The following is a 21110-nucleotide window of genomic DNA, read 5'->3' on the forward strand; positions in this document are numbered from 1 at the left end:
GACTTAACCCGCAAAGCGCGCCACCAGATTGGTGCGCGCCTTGCGGCGTCTGCGTTACAAGCGCTTTACAGTCTCCCGTCGCGTCAGTCAGATACTTGAAGAAATGCTTTGACTAGCACAGCGACCCGTTTTAAAACTTTCATAATTGCGACATTGATTATCAACCAGTCGTCGTTAAATTTGTTAGCCCTTGTGTCGCTGTGTACAATGACCTCCGTTTTGCCTGTCCGAAGCTGGCGTACGTTCGGCGTGACAGGTAATTGGTTGAATTAAAAGGAAATTTGCCTCACATAGAGGCAGCCTGGTGAGAAAGTGTCTATGAAAGCAGGTCTGTACCAACCAGATGAATTCAAGGATAACTGCGGCTTCGGCCTGATCGCTCATATGCAGGGCGAGCCCAGTCATCACCTGTTGCAGACGGCCGTTCAGGCCCTGACCTGCATGACCCACCGTGGCGGCATCAACGCCGACGGCAAGACCGGTGACGGTTGCGGTCTGTTGATTCAGAAGCCCGATGGCTTCTTGCGTGCGATGGCCAAAGAGCACTTCGGTGCCGATCTGCCCCGCCAATATGCTGTGGGCATGGTGTTCCTCAATCAGGACGACGCCAAGGCGGACGCCGCACGCGAAAACATGAACCGCGAGATCCTCGCCGAGGGCCTGGAACTGGTCGGCTGGCGTCAGGTGCCGATCGATACCAGCGTCCTGGGCCGTCTGGCACTGGAGCGCCTGCCGAAAATCGAGCAGGTGTACATTGGTGGTGAAGGCCTGAGCGATCAGGAATTCGCCATCAAGCTGTTCAGCGCGCGCCGCCGTTCGTCAGTGTCCAACGCCGCAGATACCGATCATTACATCTGCAGCTTTTCGCACAAGACCATCATTTATAAAGGCCTGATGATGCCGGCCGATCTCACGGCCTTCTTCCCGGACCTGAGCGACGAGCGTCTGCAGACTGCCATTTGCGTGTTCCACCAGCGCTTTTCCACCAATACCCTGCCGAAATGGCCGCTGGCGCAGCCGTTCCGCTTTCTTGCCCACAACGGCGAGATCAACACCATCACCGGCAACCGCAACTGGGCACAGGCGCGCCGCACCAAGTTCACCAACGACCTGATGGATCTGGACGAGCTGGGCCCGCTGGTCAACCGCGTGGGTTCGGACTCATCGAGCATGGACAACATGCTTGAGCTGATGGTGACCGGCGGCATCGACCTGTTCCGTGGCGTGCGTATGATCATTCCGCCTGCGTGGCAGAACGTCGAGACCATGGACCCGGATCTACGCGCCTTCTATGAATACAACTCCATGCACATGGAGCCGTGGGACGGCCCGGCCGGCATCGTGATGACCGAAGGTCGTCATGCCGTCTGCCTGCTCGACCGCAATGGCCTGCGCCCGGCGCGCTGGGTCACGACCAAGAACGGCTACATCACCCTGGCGTCGGAAATCGGCGTGTGGGACTACAAGCCTGAAGACGTTATCGCCAAGGGCCGCGTCGGTCCTGGGCAGATCTTTGCCGTGGACACTGAAACCGGTCAGATCCTCGACACCGACGCCATCGACAACCGTCTCAAGTCGCGTCATCCGTACAAGCAATGGCTGCGCAAGAATGCCCTGCGCATTCAGGCCACCATGGAAGACAACGACCACGGCTCGGCTTTTTACGACAGCGAGCAGCTCAAGCAGTACATGAAGATGTATCAGGTCACGTTCGAAGAACGCGATCAGGTGCTGCGCCCGCTGGGTGAACAAGGCCAGGAAGCTGTGGGCTCGATGGGTGACGACACACCGATGGCGGTGTTGTCGCGTCGTGTGCGTTCGCCCTACGATTACTTCCGCCAGCAGTTCGCGCAGGTCACCAACCCGCCGATCGACCCGCTGCGTGAAGCCATCGTCATGTCGCTGGAAATCTGCCTCGGTGCCGAGCGCAATATCTTCCAGGAATCGCCAGAGCACGCCTCACGCGTAATCCTTAGTTCGCCGGTCATTTCGCCAGCCAAATGGCGTTCGCTGATGAACCTGGAGCGTCCGGGCTTCGAACGCCACATCATTGACCTGAACTACGATGAAAGCCTGGGTCTTGAAGCCGCTGTGCGCAGCGTTGCCGATCAGGCCGAAGAGGCCGTGCGTGCCGGTCGTACCCTGATCGTGCTGAGCGACCGACACATCGCACCGGGCAAACTGCCGGTGCATGCTTCGCTGGCGGTCGGCGCGGTTCACCACCGTCTGACCGAACAGGGCCTGCGCTGCGACAGCAACATCCTGGTCGAAACCGCAACCGCGCGTGACCCGCACCATTTCGCGGTGTTGATCGGCTTCGGCGCGTCGGCGGTCTATCCGTTCCTGGCCTATGAAGTGCTGGGCGATCTGATCCGTACTGGCGAAGTGCTGGGCGATCTGTACGAAGTCTTCAAGAACTACCGCAAAGGCATCACCAAGGGCCTGCTCAAGATCCTGTCGAAGATGGGTATCTCGACCGTTGCGTCCTACCGTGGCGCGCAGTTGTTTGAAGCCATCGGTCTGTCCGAGGAAGTTTGCGACACCAGTTTCCGCGGTGTGCCGAGCCGCCTGAAAGGCGCGCGTTTCGTCGATATTGAAGCCGAACAGAAAGCGCTGGCAGCCGAAGCCTGGAGCACGCGCAAGCCGATCCAGCAAGGCGGTCTGCTCAAGTTCGTGTTTGGTGGCGAATACCATGCCTACAACCCGGACGTGGTCAGCACCCTGCAAGCCGCCGTGCAGCAGGGCGACTACAGCAAGTTCAAGGAATACACCTCGCTGGTAGACCAGCGTCCGGTGTCGATGATTCGCGACCTGCTGCAGGTCAAAACGCTTGACCAGCCGCTGAACATCGACGAAATCGAGCCGCTGAGCGAAATCCTCAAGCGCTTCGATTCGGCCGGTATTTCTCTGGGTGCCTTGTCGCCGGAGGCTCATGAAGCGCTGGCCGAGGCGATGAACCGTCTGGGCGCGCGCTCCAACTCCGGTGAAGGCGGCGAAGATCCGGCGCGTTACGGCACCATCCGCAGCTCCAAGATCAAGCAGATTGCCACTGGCCGCTTTGGTGTCACGCCAGAATACCTGGTGAACGCCGATGTGCTGCAAATCAAGGTTGCACAGGGTGCCAAGCCGGGTGAGGGCGGGCAGCTGCCGGGCGGCAAGGTCAATGGCCTGATCGCCAAGCTGCGCTATGCCGTGCCGGGCGTGACGCTGATTTCGCCGCCTCCGCACCACGACATCTATTCCATCGAAGACTTGTCGCAGCTGATTTTTGACTTGAAACAGGTCAACCCGGCGGCGCTGGTGTCGGTCAAGCTGGTGGCAGAAGCGGGCGTTGGCACCATTGCCGCTGGCGTGGCCAAGGCCTATGCCGACCTGATCACCATTTCCGGTTACGACGGCGGCACCGGTGCATCGCCGCTGACCTCGATCAAGTACGCTGGCGCGCCGTGGGAACTGGGTCTGGCCGAAACTCACCAGACCCTGCGCGGCAACGACCTGCGCGGCAAGGTCCGGGTGCAGACCGACGGTGGTCTGAAAACCGGCCTGGACGTGATCAAGGCAGCCATTCTCGGTGCTGAAAGCTTCGGTTTCGGCACCGCGCCGATGATCGCGCTGGGCTGCAAATACCTGCGTATCTGCCATCTGAACAACTGCGCTACCGGCGTTGCGACGCAGAACGAAAAGCTGCGCAAGGACCACTACATCGGCACCGTCGACATGGTGATCAACTTCTTCACCTACGTAGCTGAAGAAACCCGTGAGTGGCTGGCCAGGCTGGGCGTTCGCACGCTGGAAGAGCTGATCGGACGTACCGACCTGCTGGATATCCTGCCGGGCGAAACCGAGAAGCAGCAGCATCTTGACCTGACACCGTTGCTGGGCAGCGACCATATTCCGGCTGACAAGCCTCAGTTCAGCCTGGTGGATCGCAACCCGCCGTTCGACAAGGGCCTGTTGGCTGAGCAGATGGTGGAGATGGCCAAGCCGGCCATTGAGTCCCTCAGCGGTGGCGAGTATGAACTGGACATCTGCAACTGCGACCGTTCCATTGGCGCACGGATTTCCGGTGAAATCGCCCGATTGCACGGCAACCAGGGCATGAACAAGGCACCGATCACTTTCCGCTTCAAAGGCACTGCCGGTCAGAGCTTCGGGGTGTGGAACGCCGGTGGCCTGAACATGTATCTGGAAGGCGATGCCAACGACTACGTCGGCAAGGGCATGACCGCTGGCAAGCTGGTGATCGTGCCGCCCAAGGGCAGCCCGTTCAAGACCAACGAGAGCGCTATCATCGGCAACACCTGCCTGTACGGCGCAACCGGCGGCAAGCTGTTTGCGGCGGGCACGGCGGGCGAGCGTTTCGCGGTGCGTAACTCGGGTGCCCACACTGTTGTGGAAGGCACTGGCGACCACTGCTGCGAATACATGACCGGTGGTTTCGTCTGTGTACTGGGCAAGACCGGCTACAACTTCGGTTCCGGTATGACTGGCGGTTTCGCCTACGTGCTCGATCAGGACAACACCTTCGTTGACCTGGTCAACCATGAGCTGGTCGAGATCCAGCGCATCAGCGGCGAGTCGATGGAAGCCTATCGCAGTCACTTGCAGAGCGTTCTCAACGAGTACGTGGCTGAAACCGACAGCGAATGGGGCCGCAATCTTGCGGAAAACCTGGACGACTACCTGCGTCGTTTCTGGCTGGTCAAGCCCAAGGCTGCCAACCTGAAATCGCTGCTCTCCAGCACTCGGGCGAATCCACAGTAAAAGCAGCTGCTAGCGGTGAGCTTCAAACCGCAAGCCAACGGCAGTGCGCGAATTGCCTGCGATCACGATTTTTTGCAGCTTCAGGCTTGTAACCTGAAGCTGCCGTAAAGAGGCTCCAGAGAATGGCTGAACGTCTCAGTAACGACTTCCAGTTCATCGACGTCGGACGTAAAGACCCGAAGAAGAAACTGCTGCGTCAACGCAAGAAGGAGTTCGTGGAAATCTACGAACCGTTCAAGCCCCAGCAGTCCGCCGATCAGGCGCATCGCTGCCTGGGTTGCGGCAACCCGTATTGCGAGTGGAAGTGCCCGGTGCACAACTTCATTCCCAACTGGCTCAAGCTGGTCGCCGAGGGCAATATTCTCGCGGCGGCGGAGTTGTCTCATCAGACCAACACTCTGCCGGAAGTCTGCGGCCGCGTGTGCCCGCAGGATCGCCTGTGTGAAGGTGCCTGCACGCTGAACGACGGTTTCGGCGCGGTCACCATCGGCTCGGTCGAGAAGTACATCACCGACACCGCGTTTGCCATGGGCTGGCGTCCGGACATGTCCAGAGTTGTGCCGACCGGCAAGCGCGTCGCCATCATTGGTGCAGGGCCTGCGGGCCTGGGCTGTGCCGACGTGTTGGTGCGTGGCGGCGTGACGCCGGTGGTGTTCGACAAGAATCCGGAAATCGGTGGTTTGCTGACCTTCGGCATCCCCGAGTTCAAGCTGGAAAAATCCGTGCTCAGCCATCGTCGCGAAGTGTTCACCGGCATGGGCATCGAGTTTCGGCTCAACACCGAAGTCGGCAAGGACGTCACCATCGATCAACTGCTCGAAGAATACGATGCGGTGTTCATGGGCATGGGCACCTACACCTACATGAAAGGCGGCTTCCCCGGTGAGGATCTGCCGGGCGTGCACGATGCGCTCGACTTCCTGATCGCCAACGTCAACCGCAACCTGGGCTTCGAAAAGGCGCCGGAAGACTTCGTCGACATGAAGGGCAAGCGGGTCGTGGTTCTGGGCGGTGGTGACACGGCGATGGACTGCAACCGCACCTCGATCCGCCAGGGCGCCAAGTCAGTGACCTGCGCCTACCGCCGCGACGAAGAAAACATGCCTGGCTCGCGCAAGGAAGTGAAAAACGCCAAGGAAGAAGGCGTGAAGTTCCTCTACAACCGTCAGCCTATCGCCATCATCGGCGAGGGCAAGGTTGAAGGCGTGAAAGTGGTCGAGACGCGCCTGGGCGAACCGGATGCCCGTGGTCGTCGCAGTCCCGAGCCGATTCCGGGCTCCGAAGAGATCATCCCGGCAGAAGCCGTGGTCATCGCCTTCGGCTTCCGCCCAAGCCCGGCGCCATGGTTCGAGCAGTTCACCATCAGCACCGACAGCCAGGGCCGTGTGGTGGCCCCGGAACAAGCACAGTACAAGCACCAGACCAGCAACCCGAAGATCTTCGCCGGTGGCGACATGGTGCGCGGCTCCGACCTGGTGGTGACCGCTATCTTCGAAGGCCGTAATGCGGCTGAAGGGATTCTGGATTACCTGGGCGTCTAAGCCTTGTGTTGCCAGAGCGCGCCGTTACTGAGGCGCGCTCTGACAACAGGCGTCTACCCATCACGGGTGATTTACCGACTTTTCTGACATCCCTTCTGCGCCCTCCTTCCTAAGCTCGGTGTAACTCGCTCAAGACGAGCGTTTTATCAACCAGGGAAGGACATCATGAAAAATCAGTTTGGTTTCTGCCTCGCGCTCTCGATAGCGCCCTTTGCATTTGCCAGCCAGACACCCGCCAACTTCGATGGACCCGTTTTCGGTTCGATCATCGAAAACAAGGCCGTTTACTTTGAATCCGGTGTCGAGCTTCAGCGACGCATGAGTGCAGGCAACCTGACCTCTGTCGGGCTGGTGACAGACTTGCTCCAGCGCATCGAAGTGCTGAACAAAAATGGCCCGGCGCTCAACGCTGTCATTGAAATCAACCCCGACGCTCTGCAGATAGCCGCGCAAATGGACGGGGAGCGTTCTCGCGGGGAAAAACGTGGGCCGCTGCATGGCATCCCCATACTGGTAAAAGACAATCTTGATACGGGCGATCAGATGCAGACCACCGCGGGCGCTCTCTCAATGGTCGGATTGCCTGCTCCACGCGATGCTTTTGTGGTGCAGCGGCTTCGCGATGCCGGCGCGATCATTATCGGCAAGGCCAATCTCAGCGAATGGGCGCATTTCCGTGGGTACGAGGTACCTAGCGGCTGGAGCGGCCGAGGCGGGCAGACGCGTCATCCCTATGACTTGAGCGCTGATCCGCTTGGCTCCAGCTCAGGTTCGGCAGTGGGTCTTGCAGCTGGATTTTCACCTTTGGCGGTAGGCACCGAGACCAATGGTTCGATCATTCAACCTGCCGCCACGAGTGGTGTCATAGGGCTTAGGCCTACGCTGGGTCTGCTCAGTCGTACCGGTATGATTCCGCTCTCCAGTCGTCAGGACACCCCCGGCCCAATGGCGCGAACGGTCACGGATACCGCGATCCTGCTGACGGCGATGAGCGGCAACGACCCTCTCGACGAAGCCACCGCCCGAGCCTCCACCGATGTAGTGAACTATGTCGACCACCTCAGGACGGACGCCTTGAGCGGTAAGCGCCTGGGCTATCCAAGTCACACCCATGACGGCATGCCAATGGACGACGATCCTGAATTCCAAAAGGTGAAGCGTCGTCTGAGTGCTGCCGGGGCGATACTGGTTCCCGTCGATGTTCCGTCGATTGATAGCACTTCAGAGTATTTAGTGCTGGTGCATGATTTCAAGCGCGAGCTTAACGCTTACTTGAGCACACGCACCGGGCTGGGTGTCAGCACGCTGGATGAGATCATTGCATTCAACACCGCGTTTCCTGGAGCGCAAGCCTATGATCAGGATTTATTGATTGACTCCTCCAGCGTGTCTGTAGATCAGGAGGATTACCTGTCGATTGCAACCAACTTGCGTGCTGCTCATCGACAATTGATTGATGGGCTCTTGCAGCAACACTCGCTCGACGTGCTCATTGACTGGTCAGAGGTTTCTTTCAAAGCGGTTGGCGCTATCGCAGGTTATCCGGGAATAACCGTGCCTGTCGGGCTCGAAGAGAATGGCCTGCCAAGAGGGTTGTATTTCCTTTCCACTGCCTGGGATGAAGGTGCTTTGCTGAGCTATGCCTACGCACTTGAACAGGCGCTTGCAACATCTGCAGCTTTGGTTCATTCGGGTATCAGCCAGGCTGATTGATTCCATATTCCAGTCTGGTGCAGGCCAGGCCTGGATGTCAGGGGCGGGCCTCGGAAAACGGTGTTGTGACGTTTTGAAATAATCCGGTCCCGGTATTACAACCGCCTTTCATTAAGTTGCGTCGCCCCGCCAGAGGCGGCGCATCAAGGTTTCAACCCTCTTGTCCAGGTCCCGATCAAGGCCTGTTCCGGCGTCTGCGACAAGCGATTGTTTACAGCTGTTTTCCGCCCTCTGTACCTGCTCTTAAAAAGGTTTAGGCTCCTGATCCTTTTGGGGAGTTCATCGCCTTAGATACTCCCGCCATCCATGTCGCTATAAGGAAATAGCCATGTTGAAAGCAGCACCCATGGGCAAACTTGCTCGATCCAATGAGCAGAAATCTCTCGGGCCGGACAGGTTTACGCCCAGCACGGTTGCCGTGCGCGAACACCGGACCCGAGAACGCGCGGACCGGATAATCGACCAGTTCGTCGAGCGCTTTACAGAAAAGGATTTTTTTCCTGAAGACGGTGAAGGCGCGCTGTTCTCCTTGCTGGTTCAGTTGCCAGACTGGCCAGCAGACCTGTCCATCAGGATTCACAACGAAAACGATGAAGTACTCGCGGTTTTTCTTAAAGGCAGTGATGAAAGCGTCGTTCAAGACAGCATTGTCCTGACGCAAAATGGCGACGCGTACATCGTCCCGGACAATGTTCAGGTCGCCGATGACGAGCCGTTACTGCGCTGGGTGTTCAGTCAGTTGCCGGCAGGTTCCAGCGTTGGAATGGGGGGTAACTTTCCGGGCAGTGGCAGTGATGCCGGACGAATCGTTACCCTGCGTGAGCAAATAGCGGGGCTGGCAAAAGACCAGAGACCGCTGTTATTCGATGCGCTGGTTGCAGCTGATGAAGGCACCTCAAAGGGCCAACTGGATACCCGCGAACACAATCCTTTCCTGCCTCTTTGGGTTCGTCAGCAGACGCCGCTGTCTCCGGCCCTGAGCGTGCTGTGCGCCTTATGCCCCGAGGTTCCGGCAGGACGTCTCGAAGAGCTGTTGCAGCAGATGCCGCTGACAGAACAGGAAGAGGCCGATTTCCTGAACAATCTTGTTCTGCCGGACGCTTTTGGCGAGGCAATGAACATTTCGCTGGATGAGTGGAGCAACAGTCTGGCTATCGACGGGCTGTCGCGAACGCGAAGCTTCAATTCGTACACGGATGAGCTGGCCCGCAGTATCGTCCGGGAATTACTGGCGGCCGAATCGGGTCGGGACGTGTTGATCTTCGACGCTGGTGCGAGCAATTACGCCCCGGCAGATACTGACGATAACCGTATTATTCTGCTGCACGACAACTACGGAAATTACAGCGCAAAGGACACCGGCAACGGTGAGATAACTTCGTTCAAACAGGGCACCGACAGCTTCTATCTGGCAATCAGTTCGCAATTGAAGGCTGACGAGCGGTCATCGCTGGGTATGCAATTCGAGCAGGACGTACAGGGCTTTCGCGACGTTCTGACGCGGCGCGCGATCGAGGAAAATCGCGGCTGGTTCGACCCCGGCAAACCAACCGAAATCGAAAGCGGGTTTCTGCCTGATTGGTTCGCGAACGCGACGGCTGCCGAAAAACAAAGCTGGAAAATGGCGGTGCAGGACTACAGCCAAGCCTTGCTCGAAGCTCAGGCACCTGACCTGCTGGATCCTTCCGGCTACGGACAGCCCGACCAATTGCGCAAATATGCACGGCAAAAGCTGCAGGAACGGATTTTGCTCGACCACGGTATTGCAGTGGATCCTGACCATATCAGCGTGCATACCGTCAGCATCGAGATTGATCCAGGCATTATTATTGATACCGATTACGAATATATCGGCCCTTCAGAACTGGAGCCGCATTATGAAACGCATGAGCGCAGCCTTACAGATCTGTCGCTGGAAAACATTGCACTCACCAATATCAACTTTCTGCTCACCAGCCGCGCGTTTGACGATCAGGGGCAACTGGTCAGTTTCCTCAACGCCGGTTATCTGTTCGGCCTGATTCGTGATCTGAATATTGGCGAAGATTATTCAAGATACCTCCGCACAGTACTGTCCACGTCGGCGTCAGGGCAATGGCACCGTGAACGTTATGCACGCGTCATGCGCGCGCAAATGCGCCTCGATGTGATAGAGGCGAAGATGGCGGGTGACTTTCTGGGCGATGGTGGACTTCCTCCCGAGCTGGCGAGCAGGGGCTACAAATGGGTTGCTGCCGTGCTCGATCACCCAACTGACAGTGATGACCGCGCAACGGTAGAGGGGCATCGCATTCAGGTCAGCCAGTTATCCATCAATGACGTGTCATTGAGCGGCGTACTGGTGATCGGCGCAGAGTCGCGCTCGAGCGTCGCCGCTTTTGTAGTTTTTACCCCGCAGGCTCCTGACGGAATATGCTTCCGGGAAATGAGCGATCCGCAGGAGTTTCAGCAGCGGATACTGCTTGAACCGGGTTTGCTGGACTATCTGGTGGGCAGGGCGCCTTTGGCCTCCCGGGACGATGTCAGGCGTATTCTGACCGTCCGCCGTGAAACGCTGTTCATGGAACTGCAGCCCTGCACTGGAAGTTTTCTTGAGGCAGTCTATGACTCTGAAGTCGGGAGGGTGATTTCTGCTGTCGATGAACAGACCAACACCAACTGGGAAACCTATTGGGAAAGTGCTTGGGAAATCACCAAAGTCGTTGGCGACATCGTGCTCACCTTCGCGCCTTTCAAGGTAAGGCTGCCGATTGCAGCATTGCGCAGCTTTTATGCCATCTGGCAGGGCGTCGCAAAAGCTGGCGGTGAAGAGCAAGGTGCCCCCTTGTATTTTGTCCAGGCGGCGTTGCTGCTGGCTGATGGTTTGACGCTGCCCAGAGCACGAAGGGTCCAGACATCGTCGACAACATCAATCGGCCGTTCTGTCCTTGATCCGAAAACAGCAGTGGCAAAAACACCCGGTGGATTGAAACTGCTCGACAGCGGGTTTTACAACGGCGTTTATGAAAAGACTCATGAAGGTGCGCCAAGCCGCTTTTATGCTGTGCAACAAGGTAAGACCTATGCCGTCAGATACGATGCCGATTTCGCAGCATGGAGGGTGATCGATCCCCGGCGGCCAGATGCGCATTATCAATTGCCGATTCAGCTTGATAGGCAAGGGGTCTGGGTACATGCGTCGGCAGGGTTGCGCGGCGGCAACAAACGATTAAAAGGCAGACCATCGAGCGGCTCGGGGAGTGATGGCGATTCCTCGGATAGCAATCGGGTAAAAAGATACAAAGTGGACACCGATGGCTTTTTTGCAAGTAGGCGTTTCAGGCATGCAGAAAATGACCTCCCTAACGATGACCTTGAAGCTGCTGTCAAAAAAGCAGTTGATAGATATGTGCTGGATGGCAATGGCAGTCTGCACAAGTATGGTAAAAGCCAGTTCTCGCTGGACCTTCCCGGTATAGGCAGGAGCACCGGCAGAGGTGCCTGGCGCCTGATACTTGCCCCGGCTGAAAAAGGCGTTATCAAGGCGTTTGACGTCATAGATCCCCACAAATAGCGCAGGCCCGCCCCAGTCTTACGCCGGGCGCGGAGCTGTATTGGCACAGCAAATCGGCACGATAGACAAAAGGCACGGCTCTTGCCGTGCCTTTTGCGTCGCGCTCTGAGAAAATGCCGGCACTTTTATTGCGGATGCCGACATGACTGCCCTGAAGAACGACCGTTTCCTTCGCGCTTTGCTCAAGCAACCCGTAGACGTCACGCCGGTATGGATGATGCGCCAGGCAGGCCGTTACCTGCCTGAATACCGCGCCAGCCGCGCCAGTGCCGGGGACTTCATGAGCTTGTGCAAGAACCCGCAGTTCGCCTGTGAAGTCACGCTGCAGCCACTGGATCGATACCCGCTGGATGCGGCGATTCTGTTCTCCGACATCCTGACCATTCCCGACGCAATGGGCCTGGGCCTGTACTTCGAGACCGGCGAAGGCCCGCGCTTCAAGAAAACCGTCAGCACGCTGGCTGACATCGAAGCACTGCCCATCCCGGATGCACAGAAGGACCTGGGCTATGTGATGGACGCGGTCAGCACCATCCGTCGCGAACTCAACGGCCGTGTGCCGCTGATCGGTTTTGCCGGCAGCCCGTGGACCCTGGCGACCTACATGGTCGAAGGCGGCTCTTCGAAGGACTTCCGCAAATCCAAGGCCATGCTCTACGACAACCCGCAAGCCATGCACCTGCTGCTCGACAAACTGGCGCAGTCAGTCACGTCCTACCTGAATGGCCAGATTCTCGCGGGCGCCCAGGCGGTGCAGATCTTCGACAGCTGGGGCGGTAGCCTGTCTTCGGCGGCGTATCAGGAATTCTCGCTGGCTTACATGCGCAAGATCGTTAACGGCCTGATTCGCGAGCACGATGGGCGCAAGGTGCCGGTCATCGTGTTCACCAAAGGCGGCGGTCTGTGGCTGGAAAGCATCGCCGACATCGGCGCCGATACTCTGGGCCTGGACTGGACCTGCGACATCGGCGAAGCGCGTCAGCGTGTCGGCAGCAAGGTTTCGCTGCAGGGCAATATGGACCCGACCGTGCTTTACGCCCGCCCGGAAGCCATCCGCCAGGAAGTCGCACGCATCCTCGCCAGCTACGGCAGCGGCACCGGCCACGTCTTCAACCTCGGCCACGGCATCACCCCTGAAGTCGACCCGGCCAATGCTGGTGCGTTCATCAACGCAGTACATGAGTTGTCGGCGCAGTATCACCAGTAATTGTCCGGCTGACGATGCGTCGATACATCAGGGCGCATCGGCTCTTTTCAGCGCCGACGCTTACGTTGGCGCTTTTCCATCTGTAAAACCCTCCAGCAGCGAACCGCTGCGCGGCAGGAACCTGCCCTGGCGCTCGCCTTGCGGCTTGCCTTCGGCATAGCTCAAGCGACCGTTTACCCAGACACCATCAATGCCCTGCGCCGCTCGCTGAGGGTCTTTAAAATCCGCCACATCGCGCACGGTTTGCGGATTGAACAGCACCAGGTCTGCCCAATAGCCCTCGCGAATAAAGCCGCGCTCGTGCAAGGCAAAACGCGCTGCCGACAGCCCGGTCATTTTGTGTACGGCGGTGTGCAATGCAAACAGCCCTTTGTCGCGGCTGAAATGGCCGAGCACTCTGGGGAATGCGCCCCATAAGCGCGGATGCGGAAACGGATCTTCCGGAAGGCCATCGGAGCCGATCATCGACAGCGGGTGAGACATGATGCGCTCGACGTCGCCCTCATCCATGCCGTAGTACACCGCACCCGCAGGCTGCAACTTGCGTGCGGTGTCCAGCAATGACAGCCCCCAGTCGGCGGCAATGTCCTGTAGATCCCGGCCGCCCTGATCCGGGTACGGCGTTGACCAGGTGATGGTGATACGGAATGCGTCGGTGACCTGTTTCAGGTCCAGCGTCGAAGAGCTGGCCGCATAAGGGTAACAATCGCAACCGACCGGATGGTCCTGCGCAGCTTTTTCCAGGGCCGCCAGCAGTTGCGGGCTGCGGCCCCAGTTACCCGCGCCAGCGCATTTCATGTGGGAAATCACCACTGGCGAGCGCGCATGGCGGCCTATGTCGAAGGCCTCCGCCATCGCCTCCAGCACCGGCTCGAATTCGCTGCGCAAGTGGGTAGTGTAGATCGCGCCAAAAGCGCTGAGCTCTTCAGCCAGTTGCTTGACTTCGCTGGTCTCGGCCGAGAAGGCCGAAGCGTAAGCAAGGCCGGTCGACAAACCCAGCGCGCCGGCTTCGAGGCTGTCGCGCAACTGCTCGCGCATCGCGTCAATCTCTTCCGGGCTGGCGCTGCGAAACAAATCATCCATGTGATTGCTGCGCAGCGCCGTATGGCCAATCAAAGCGGCCACGTTCACGGCGGGCCGGGCGCTATCCACGGCTGCGCGATAGTCGGCGAAGCGCGGATAGACAAACGCTGCCGCGTCGCCCAGCAGGTTCATGGGGTCTGGCGGATTGCCGCGCAGCGAGACCGGTGATGCGCTGATCCCGCAATTGCCGACGATAACCGTGGTTACGCCCTGGCTGATCTTGGGCAGCATGTCGGGCTTACGAATCACTACCGTGTCGTCATGGGTGTGGACGTCGATAAAGCCGGGGGCCAGCACACGACCGGCAGCATTGACCTCTTCCTGCGCAGTGGCATCGATCAGGTTGCCGATGCGCTGGATGCGCCCGTCGCTAATCGCTACATCGGCGCGCACTCCGGGCGTATCGCTGCCATCGATGACCAGCGCATCGCGAATGATCAGGTCGTAAATCATGCTTCAGTCTCCCAGCGGCAGGCCGTCTTCGCCGCCACGGTATTCATCCAGTGCAAGCTTGATCCGACGCAGCCGTTCCTGATTGTCTTCAGGGCTCAGCAGCGCCAGTTCAGTGGCCAGCACATCAATGGTCAGCAGCATGCCGTAGCGCGCGGCGGTGGGTTTATAAATGAAATTGGTCTCAGCAATTTGCAACGGCAACACCACCTCGGCCAGTTGCGCCAGAGGGGAGTCGGGCAAGGTAATGGCCAGCACGCGAGCACCATAGCTACACGCCAGAGTTACTGCGTCGAGCAGTTCCGGCGTGCGCCCGCTGAGCGAGCAGACAATCAGGCTGTGTTGCGGACCAAGCGTGGCCGCAATCATGCGCATCATCACCGGGTCGCGGCAGGCCGCCACCGGGTAGCCCAAACGTACCATCCGGGTTTGCAGCTCCTCGCTGCACAGGCTGGAGCAACCGCCCATGCCGAACGCATGAATCATGCGTGCATCGCTGAGGCACGCTACGGCTGTGGCAAAGCGCGACTCATCAAACCCGGCCAGGTGCTGATGCAGAGTGGCCTCTATGTCACCGACAATCCGGGTGAAAAAGGCCGACTGCTCCGGGGCCGGCTCAGGGTTGAGAAAACGACTGCCCACGCCGCTCGCCTGAGCCAGTTGCAGGCGCAAGTCGCGCAGGTCCCGACAACCGATGCTGCGAGCGAAGCGTGACAGCGTCGCGCTGCTGACCCCGGCGCGGCTGGCCAGCTCGTCCAGACTGGCACTTGCGGCAAAGGCGATATCGCTGAGCACCAGCCTGGCGATCCGGCCTTCTCCCGCGCTGAGTGAATCCTGACGGGCACGTATCTGGTACAGAATGTCCACTCAGAGCACCTGCGCCAGGCCCAGCGTCAAGGCGAAAGCGACGATGGAAATCAGTGTCTCCAGTACCGTCCAGGTCTTGAAGGTTTGCGTTACAGTCATGTTGAAATATTCCTTGATAAGCCAGAAACCGCCGTCGTTGACGTGGGAAAAGATCACCGAGCCTGCGCCTGTCGCCAGCACCAGCAACTCGGGGTGCGGGTAACCCAGGCCCATCGCCACTGGTGCAACGATCCCCGATGCGGTGGTCATAGCCACCGTTGCCGAGCCTGTCGCAACACGCATCAGCGCCGCGAACAGCCAGCCCATCAGCAAAGGCGAGAGATGAAAGTCCTGCGCCAGACCAACGATCTGGTTGGTGACGCCGCTGTCGACCAGAATACGGTTCAAACCGCCACCGGCACCGACCAGCAACGTGATGCTGGCGGTCGGTGCCAGGCACTCATTGGTGAATTTCAGGATCGAGTCGCGATTGAAACCCTGAGCGATGCCCAGCGTCCAGAAACTCAGCAGGGTGGCCAGCAGCAGGGCGATCACCGAGTTGCCGATGAACAGCAAAAAGCCATTGAACGCGCTGCCCGGTGTACTGATCAGGTTGGCCCAGCCACCCAGCAACATCAGCACCACCGGCAGCAGAATGGTTGCCATGGTCAGGCCGAAACTGGGCAGTTTTGCTCTTGGTTCGCGGTCGAGAAACTGTTTCGCCAACGGGTTTTCAGCCGGTAGATGGATACGCGGCACGATGAATTTGGCATATACCGGACCGGCGATGATGGCTGTGGGTATGCCGATCAGAATGGCATAAAACAGCGTTTGCCCTACCGACGCCTGATAAGCCTGAACGGCGAGCATTGCCGCAGGGTGTGGCGGCACCAGCGCGTGCACCACCGACAGACCGGCGACCATCGGCAGGCCTACCATCAGGATCGACACCCCGACACGTCGGGCCACAGTAAAGGCAATCGGCACCAGCAGAACGAAACCCACTTCGAAAAACAGCGGCAAACCCACCAGAAACGCAATGCAGACCATGGCCCAGTGCGCGTTGCGCTCGCCAAAGCGGTCAATCAAAGTGCGCGCCACCTGCTCGGCACCACCGGACTCGGCCATCATCTTGCCGAGCATGGTGCCCAGCGCCACGACCAGCGCGATATGCCCCAGCGTCTTGCCCACTCCCGCTTCGTAAGAGGCGACCACGCCACTGGCCGGCATCCCGGCAACCAGCGCCAGACCTACCGACACCAGCGTAATGACAATAAACGGATTGAGACGATAGCGCGCGATCAGCACGATCAAGGCAATGATGGCGACAGCGGCGTAGACCAACAGCGAAATACCGGGTGACGGCGACATAGCGGCGGTTCCTTGCAGAATGGGTAGGCGAGAGCGCAATACCAACGGCTGAAGCCGTTAGCCGGAAGGCGACTCGGGGGTACTCGGCAGGGATGACGCAGGAAAAGGAGTGAAGCAGGTTTCGAGGCGATCACAGGTATTCATTATTTTTATCTCTGTTTTCGTGATGAAAATAAATTACACGAAAACTGGATATAAAAAAATATATGAAAGTAATTTTCTTCCCGAGTACGTGCGCAGGACGACGCGTGTCACGTATTCCCGACCGAGCTTTTTCGGGGGGAGGGCCTCAAGATGCCAGCAATTGCTCCGCATAGCGGGCAACAACGTGGCCAAAGGCGAGCTGTTTGTTGGCATCCCCAGAGCGCAGGCCTTGCACCAAAAGTGTCAGCTCTGTATCACTGATGCTGGCTAAGATTTGCTCATCAAACACACGCGTGATTGCCTCTTGGCGTCTTTTTGTCAGATAGGCAATATCGAGTGCGAGTTTCTCAATCATCGTTGCGGCAGGAGCGTCTGCTGGATGGTTACTCTGGATTTTTCCATTCGGCAGATAGCGAAAGCGCTGTTCGCAATCGTCTTCCAGTGGAGATATATGCAACTGCTCATCGAACCAGCTCCTCTTACGATGGCCGCAGTGCAACAGAGTGCCTTTATTTGTTCCACGCAGGCAGGACGCATGGAGGTTGCTGTATTCAAGTGCCAGCGGCTGATAACGCTCCTGCGGTCGGAAATGTTCGATGTGGCTGTTATCAAGATCTGTCTCTGCGCCGCAATAGCAGCATAAGAAGTTCTGCTCCTGTAGCAGACTGTTATGCAGATCGCGCCTTTGCGGGTTCTGCAAGGTTGGATAGGTGGGCGTCCAGTCTTCGTTTGCGCTGGCTTTCCATTCGGTGAGTGACGCAGGCTCAGTTCCCTTGATAACGCGTCTCATCGTCCAATGAGCTCCTTGCGTTTGAGCAACGCTTCGGCACCTGCGAACTCGGGCAGATCGGGCGCTTTCTGTTTTAACGCATCAAGCTGCAGCCTGGCTTTTTCAAGTTCGTTGTTTTCCAATGTGCTGAATAGCTCGTCGAGCAGTGCTTCAATTTCAGGCTCGCGCTGCGGTACACCCATGACTTCTTCCAGAATACTGCTGGAGTCCAGGCCGTAGGTTGCTCTTGGGTGAGAGCCGTCATGGTTATTCAGCAGGATGACCTCGCCCGGTTGCAGGCTGCCGATGACCTGTGGCGAGTGGCTGGCGGCGATGAACTGTACGCTGGGAAATGCTTTTTTCAGCGCTGGAGCAATAGTGCGTTGCCAGCCGGGGTGCAGATGGATGTCTAGTTCGTCGATCACGATGATGCCGTTTGTCTTGCTTAGCACATCCTTCCCCATGTGCGGGTTGAGCAGGCATATACGGCGAGCGATATCGGCGAAGAGTGCGACCATTCCGCGTTGTCCGTCGCTCAGGTCGTTGAACGGGATTTTTCGGTCATCCATATCGACTACCAACGCACGTAGCTCCATGTCGTACTCTATTCCCTTGGCGTCGGGTAGTGCGCATTGGATGGCTGAGTTTATCCAGGTCAGTTCGTCGTTGAAAACGCTGGAAGAACCTGCTCGGGATAGTCTTTGAAAGCGCTCCAGTGTTTTGCCGATGAACCAGGTCTCAAAGTTTTTCAAATTAGAGGCGGCATCGAACCAAGAGGTGTAAGCATCCAGTCTTGATGGTTTGCTCTGTGCAGCAAGCTCAGCGGTTACACTCATCGTCAGCCAGCGTCGATTGGCTTGATAGACGGCGAATACAGGCAAATCCCCGTGGGTACTTACATCGATGCTAATTAGATTTTCCGAAAACGCGAGACTGTTCAGCGCGCTGAAATTTGTCTGAAGACTGCTGCGTTCTAGCGATACGTGCCATTCCTGACGCTCAAACGCGCCACCTTGGGCAGTCAGTACAAGAGGATAGCTGCGTTCGAAACGAATCCTGTCTTCGAACTTTACTAACGCGAACCGAACATCGGACTCAGCTATCGATGGCTGATGGACGCCAATGCTTCCAAGTAAATTCCCGAAGCATCCCGCCACCCCCAGCAACAGCGACGTCTTCCCACTGCCATTAACCCCCACCACCAGATTGAACCCCGGCTGGAAATCAAAATGAGCATCTTCGTAGCAATGAAAATTCTGCAGGTGGAGATGGTCGAGGCGCATGTCGGTTTCCTTTACCAGAACTGGCGGATGCGCCAGTGTACCTTGGCTCACTCTATCCGCCATCGCCCTATCTGTGACTAAACCTTCGCCCCTAGCGGCTGCAACCTAGCCAGCCGCAACGCTACCCCGAGGGCAATCAACAGCAACACCCCGGTAAACAGCCCGATGCCGTTCCAGCCCGCGTAATGCCAGAACACGCCGCCGCCGGTTCCGGCCACGCTTGAGCCTGCGTAGTAGCAGAACAGGTAAAGCGAAGCAGCCTGACCTCTGGCTGTTGTGGCTCTGCGCCCCACCCAGCTGCTGGCTACCGAATGCGCACCGAAAAAGCCGAAGGTGAATATCAGCACACCTGCGATAACCAGTGGCAACGGTGTGAACAGGGTCAGCAGCAGACCGGCCAGCATCATCACGATCACGGCCCATAGCACCCGTCGGCGGCCAAGACGGTCGGCCAATGAGCCGATCTTTGCCGAGCTATAGATACCCGACAGATACACCACGGAAAACACGCCGACCACTGCCTGGCTCAGATTGTAGGGGGCGCTCAAAAAACGGTAGGCGATGTAGTTGAACAGCGTGACGAATGCGCCCATCAGCAGGAACCCGACCAGAAACAGCAGCGGCAACCCGGCGTCTTTGAACTGCACCACAAAGCCGTCCAGCAGGCTGCGAGGGTGCAGTGAGCGGGGTCGGAAGTTGCGCGATTCCGGGAGGATCTTCCAGAACACCATAGCTGCGATCAGGGCCAGCCCACCGACCACCAGCATCGCCGCGTGCCAGCTTACGTAATCGATCATGACCCCGACGATCAGCCGTCCGCTCATCCCGCCGACCGCGCTGCCGCCGATATACAGCCCCATTGCCAGGCCCAGATGCGTGGGGTGGATTTCCTCGCTCAGGTAAGTCATCGCCACTGCCGCCAGACCGCTCAGCGACAGGCCCACCAGTGCCCGTGTGATAAGTACGCCTTCCCAGCTGGGCATCAGCGCGCTGGCGATGGTGAACAGCGATGCACAGAACAGCGCCATGACCATCACCGATTTGCGCCCCAGCCGATCGGATATCGGTCCGGTGATCAGCAGGCCGATGGCGAGCATCGCCGTGGCGACGGACAGAATCAGGCTGCTCTGGGCTGCTGAAAGGGAAAATTCGCCGGACAGCGTCGGCATCATCGGCTGGACGCAATACAGCAGGGTGAACGTCGAGAACCCGCCAGCGAACAGCGCCAGTGCGGTGCGTTTGAAAAGCGGTGTGTTCTTCTCGATGTAAGTGTCGCCAGACGTTTTAGCGGAGGCATTCAGGTCTGTGGTGGATGGGGCGACGGCAGGATTCAAGGTAGACCTCGGAGCACGATTGGGCAGGCAGTGAAAAAATCATATAGCCCACCAATCATTCCATCCAATATATTGTTCGACCTGTTTGATAGGTAGAACGACTTAATGGGGGCCACATGGAATTGCGTCATCTGCGTTACTTCATCGCGGTTGCCGAAGAGCTGCATTTCGGTCGTGCAGCCCAGGCGCTGGGTATCTCCCAACCGCCGCTCAGTCAGCAGATCCAGACGCTGGAGCAGGAGCTGGGCACGCGTCTGTTTGACCGCACCAACCGGCGTGTCGAACTGAGTGAATCCGGGAGGCTGTTTCTCGATGAGGCGCGTCTGGTGCTGGCGCAGGTCGATAAAGCCACTGATGTTGCCCGGCGTGCGCAACTGGGTGAAATCGGCGAGCTGAAGATTGGCTTCACTTCGTCGGCACCGTTCACTTCCAGCATTCCGCAGGCGATTTTTGCTTTCCGTCAGGCTTATCCGGATGTGCACCTGACCCTGACCGAAATCACCAGCCAGGAAGTGGCAGCAGGGCTTGAAGACAAGACCATTCAGGTCGGCATCATGCGCCCGTTGGCGTTACCCGATTCGCTGGTGGTGTTTGAGCTGCTGAACGAGCCGCTGGTGGCGATCATGCGTGCCGACCATCCCCTGGCCGCAGAAAGCGAGGACGGGATTTATATGTCGGCACTGGCCGCCGAGCCGTTCGTGTTCTTCCCGCGCACTTATGGCAGCGGCATTTATGCGCAGGTTCTGAGTCTGGCACGCGCCGCGGGTTTCAGCCCGCTGATCACTCAGGAGGCGGGCGAAGTGATGACCATCATCGGCCTGGTCGCAGCTGGACTGGGCGTCACCGTGCTGCCAGCGTCCTACCGCCGAATGCGCATCGACAGCGTGGTCTATCGCAACGTCCTCGACCCCGGCGCGACCAGCGCGGTATGGCTGGTGCAGCGCAAGGACGAACAGTCACCAATGGCCAAGGCATTTACCGAGCTTTTAACGCGCAATGTCGCACGATAGTTGAGGTTATCGTTCCGCACGCTCCGCGTGGGAATGCCTGTC

12 protein-coding genes are annotated in these 21110 nt (G+C 58.4%); 6 read left to right on the top strand and 6 right to left on the bottom strand.

Annotated elements, in window-relative coordinates; all coding sequences use genetic code 11:
• The first annotated feature begins 318 nt into the window (after positions 1–318).
• The 5 genes from gltB (at position 319) to hemE (ending at position 12778) form a co-directional block, all read left to right on the top strand.
• Complete coding sequence (gene gltB / locus KP808_RS02005; RefSeq protein ID WP_230017354.1) at positions 319–4764, top strand: glutamate synthase large subunit; 4446 nt, start codon at positions 319–321, stop codon at positions 4762–4764.
• Between the two features lie 122 nt (positions 4765–4886).
• On the top strand, positions 4887–6305 hold the full coding sequence (locus KP808_RS02010) for an FAD-dependent oxidoreductase (RefSeq protein WP_122280645.1): 1419 nt from the start codon (positions 4887–4889) through the stop codon (positions 6303–6305).
• Positions 6306–6470: 165 nt separating this feature from the next.
• Positions 6471–8018, top strand: coding sequence for an amidase family protein (locus KP808_RS02015; protein WP_122259084.1), 1548 nt, complete (start codon positions 6471–6473; stop codon positions 8016–8018).
• A 328-nt stretch (positions 8019–8346) separates the two neighbouring features.
• Complete coding sequence (locus KP808_RS02025; RefSeq protein WP_326839555.1) at positions 8347–11571, top strand: dermonecrotic toxin domain-containing protein; 3225 nt, start codon at positions 8347–8349, stop codon at positions 11569–11571.
• Between the two features lie 142 nt (positions 11572–11713).
• Positions 11714–12778, top strand: a complete 1065-nt coding sequence (gene hemE, locus KP808_RS02030; RefSeq protein WP_005731000.1) for a uroporphyrinogen decarboxylase — start codon at positions 11714–11716, stop codon at positions 12776–12778.
• A 60-nt stretch (positions 12779–12838) separates the two neighbouring features.
• Here the strand turns inward: hemE and KP808_RS02035 are convergent, their stop codons facing one another.
• From KP808_RS02035 to KP808_RS02060, 6 genes are all read right to left on the bottom strand, one after another.
• The gene (locus tag KP808_RS02035; RefSeq protein WP_230017357.1) at positions 12839–14314 is read right to left on the bottom strand and encodes an N-acyl-D-amino-acid deacylase family protein; all 1476 of its coding nucleotides are present in this window, start codon (positions 14312–14314) and stop codon (positions 12839–12841) included.
• A gap of 3 nt (positions 14315–14317) precedes the next feature.
• Positions 14318–15178 (bottom strand): MurR/RpiR family transcriptional regulator, encoded by an 861-nt coding sequence (locus KP808_RS02040; protein ID WP_230017358.1) that lies wholly within the window; start codon positions 15176–15178, stop codon positions 14318–14320.
• Complete coding sequence (locus tag KP808_RS02045; RefSeq protein ID WP_002551666.1) at positions 15179–16528, bottom strand: GntP family permease; 1350 nt, start codon at positions 16526–16528, stop codon at positions 15179–15181. It abuts the gene before it with no gap.
• A gap of 289 nt (positions 16529–16817) precedes the next feature.
• On the bottom strand, positions 16818–17462 hold the full coding sequence (locus KP808_RS02050) for a retron system putative HNH endonuclease (RefSeq protein WP_058399811.1): 645 nt from the start codon (positions 17460–17462) through the stop codon (positions 16818–16820).
• Positions 17459–18724, bottom strand: a complete 1266-nt coding sequence (locus KP808_RS02055) for an AAA family ATPase (RefSeq protein WP_230018782.1) — start codon at positions 18722–18724, stop codon at positions 17459–17461. Before KP808_RS02055 ends, KP808_RS02050 begins: the two co-directional genes overlap by 4 nt.
• 77 nt (positions 18725–18801) lie before the next feature.
• Positions 18802–20058, bottom strand: a complete 1257-nt coding sequence (locus KP808_RS02060; RefSeq protein WP_230017359.1) for an MFS transporter — start codon at positions 20056–20058, stop codon at positions 18802–18804.
• 116 nt (positions 20059–20174) lie between these two features.
• Here KP808_RS02060 and KP808_RS02065 point away from each other — a divergent pair, with 116 nt between their 5' ends.
• The gene (locus KP808_RS02065) at positions 20175–21068 is read left to right on the top strand and encodes a LysR family transcriptional regulator (protein WP_122259088.1); all 894 of its coding nucleotides are present in this window, start codon (positions 20175–20177) and stop codon (positions 21066–21068) included.
• Positions 21069–21110 lie beyond the last annotated feature (42 nt).

Source organism: Pseudomonas savastanoi (assembly GCF_020917325.1).
GTDB classification, from domain to species: Bacteria; Pseudomonadota; Gammaproteobacteria; order Pseudomonadales; family Pseudomonadaceae; genus Aquipseudomonas; species Aquipseudomonas amygdali.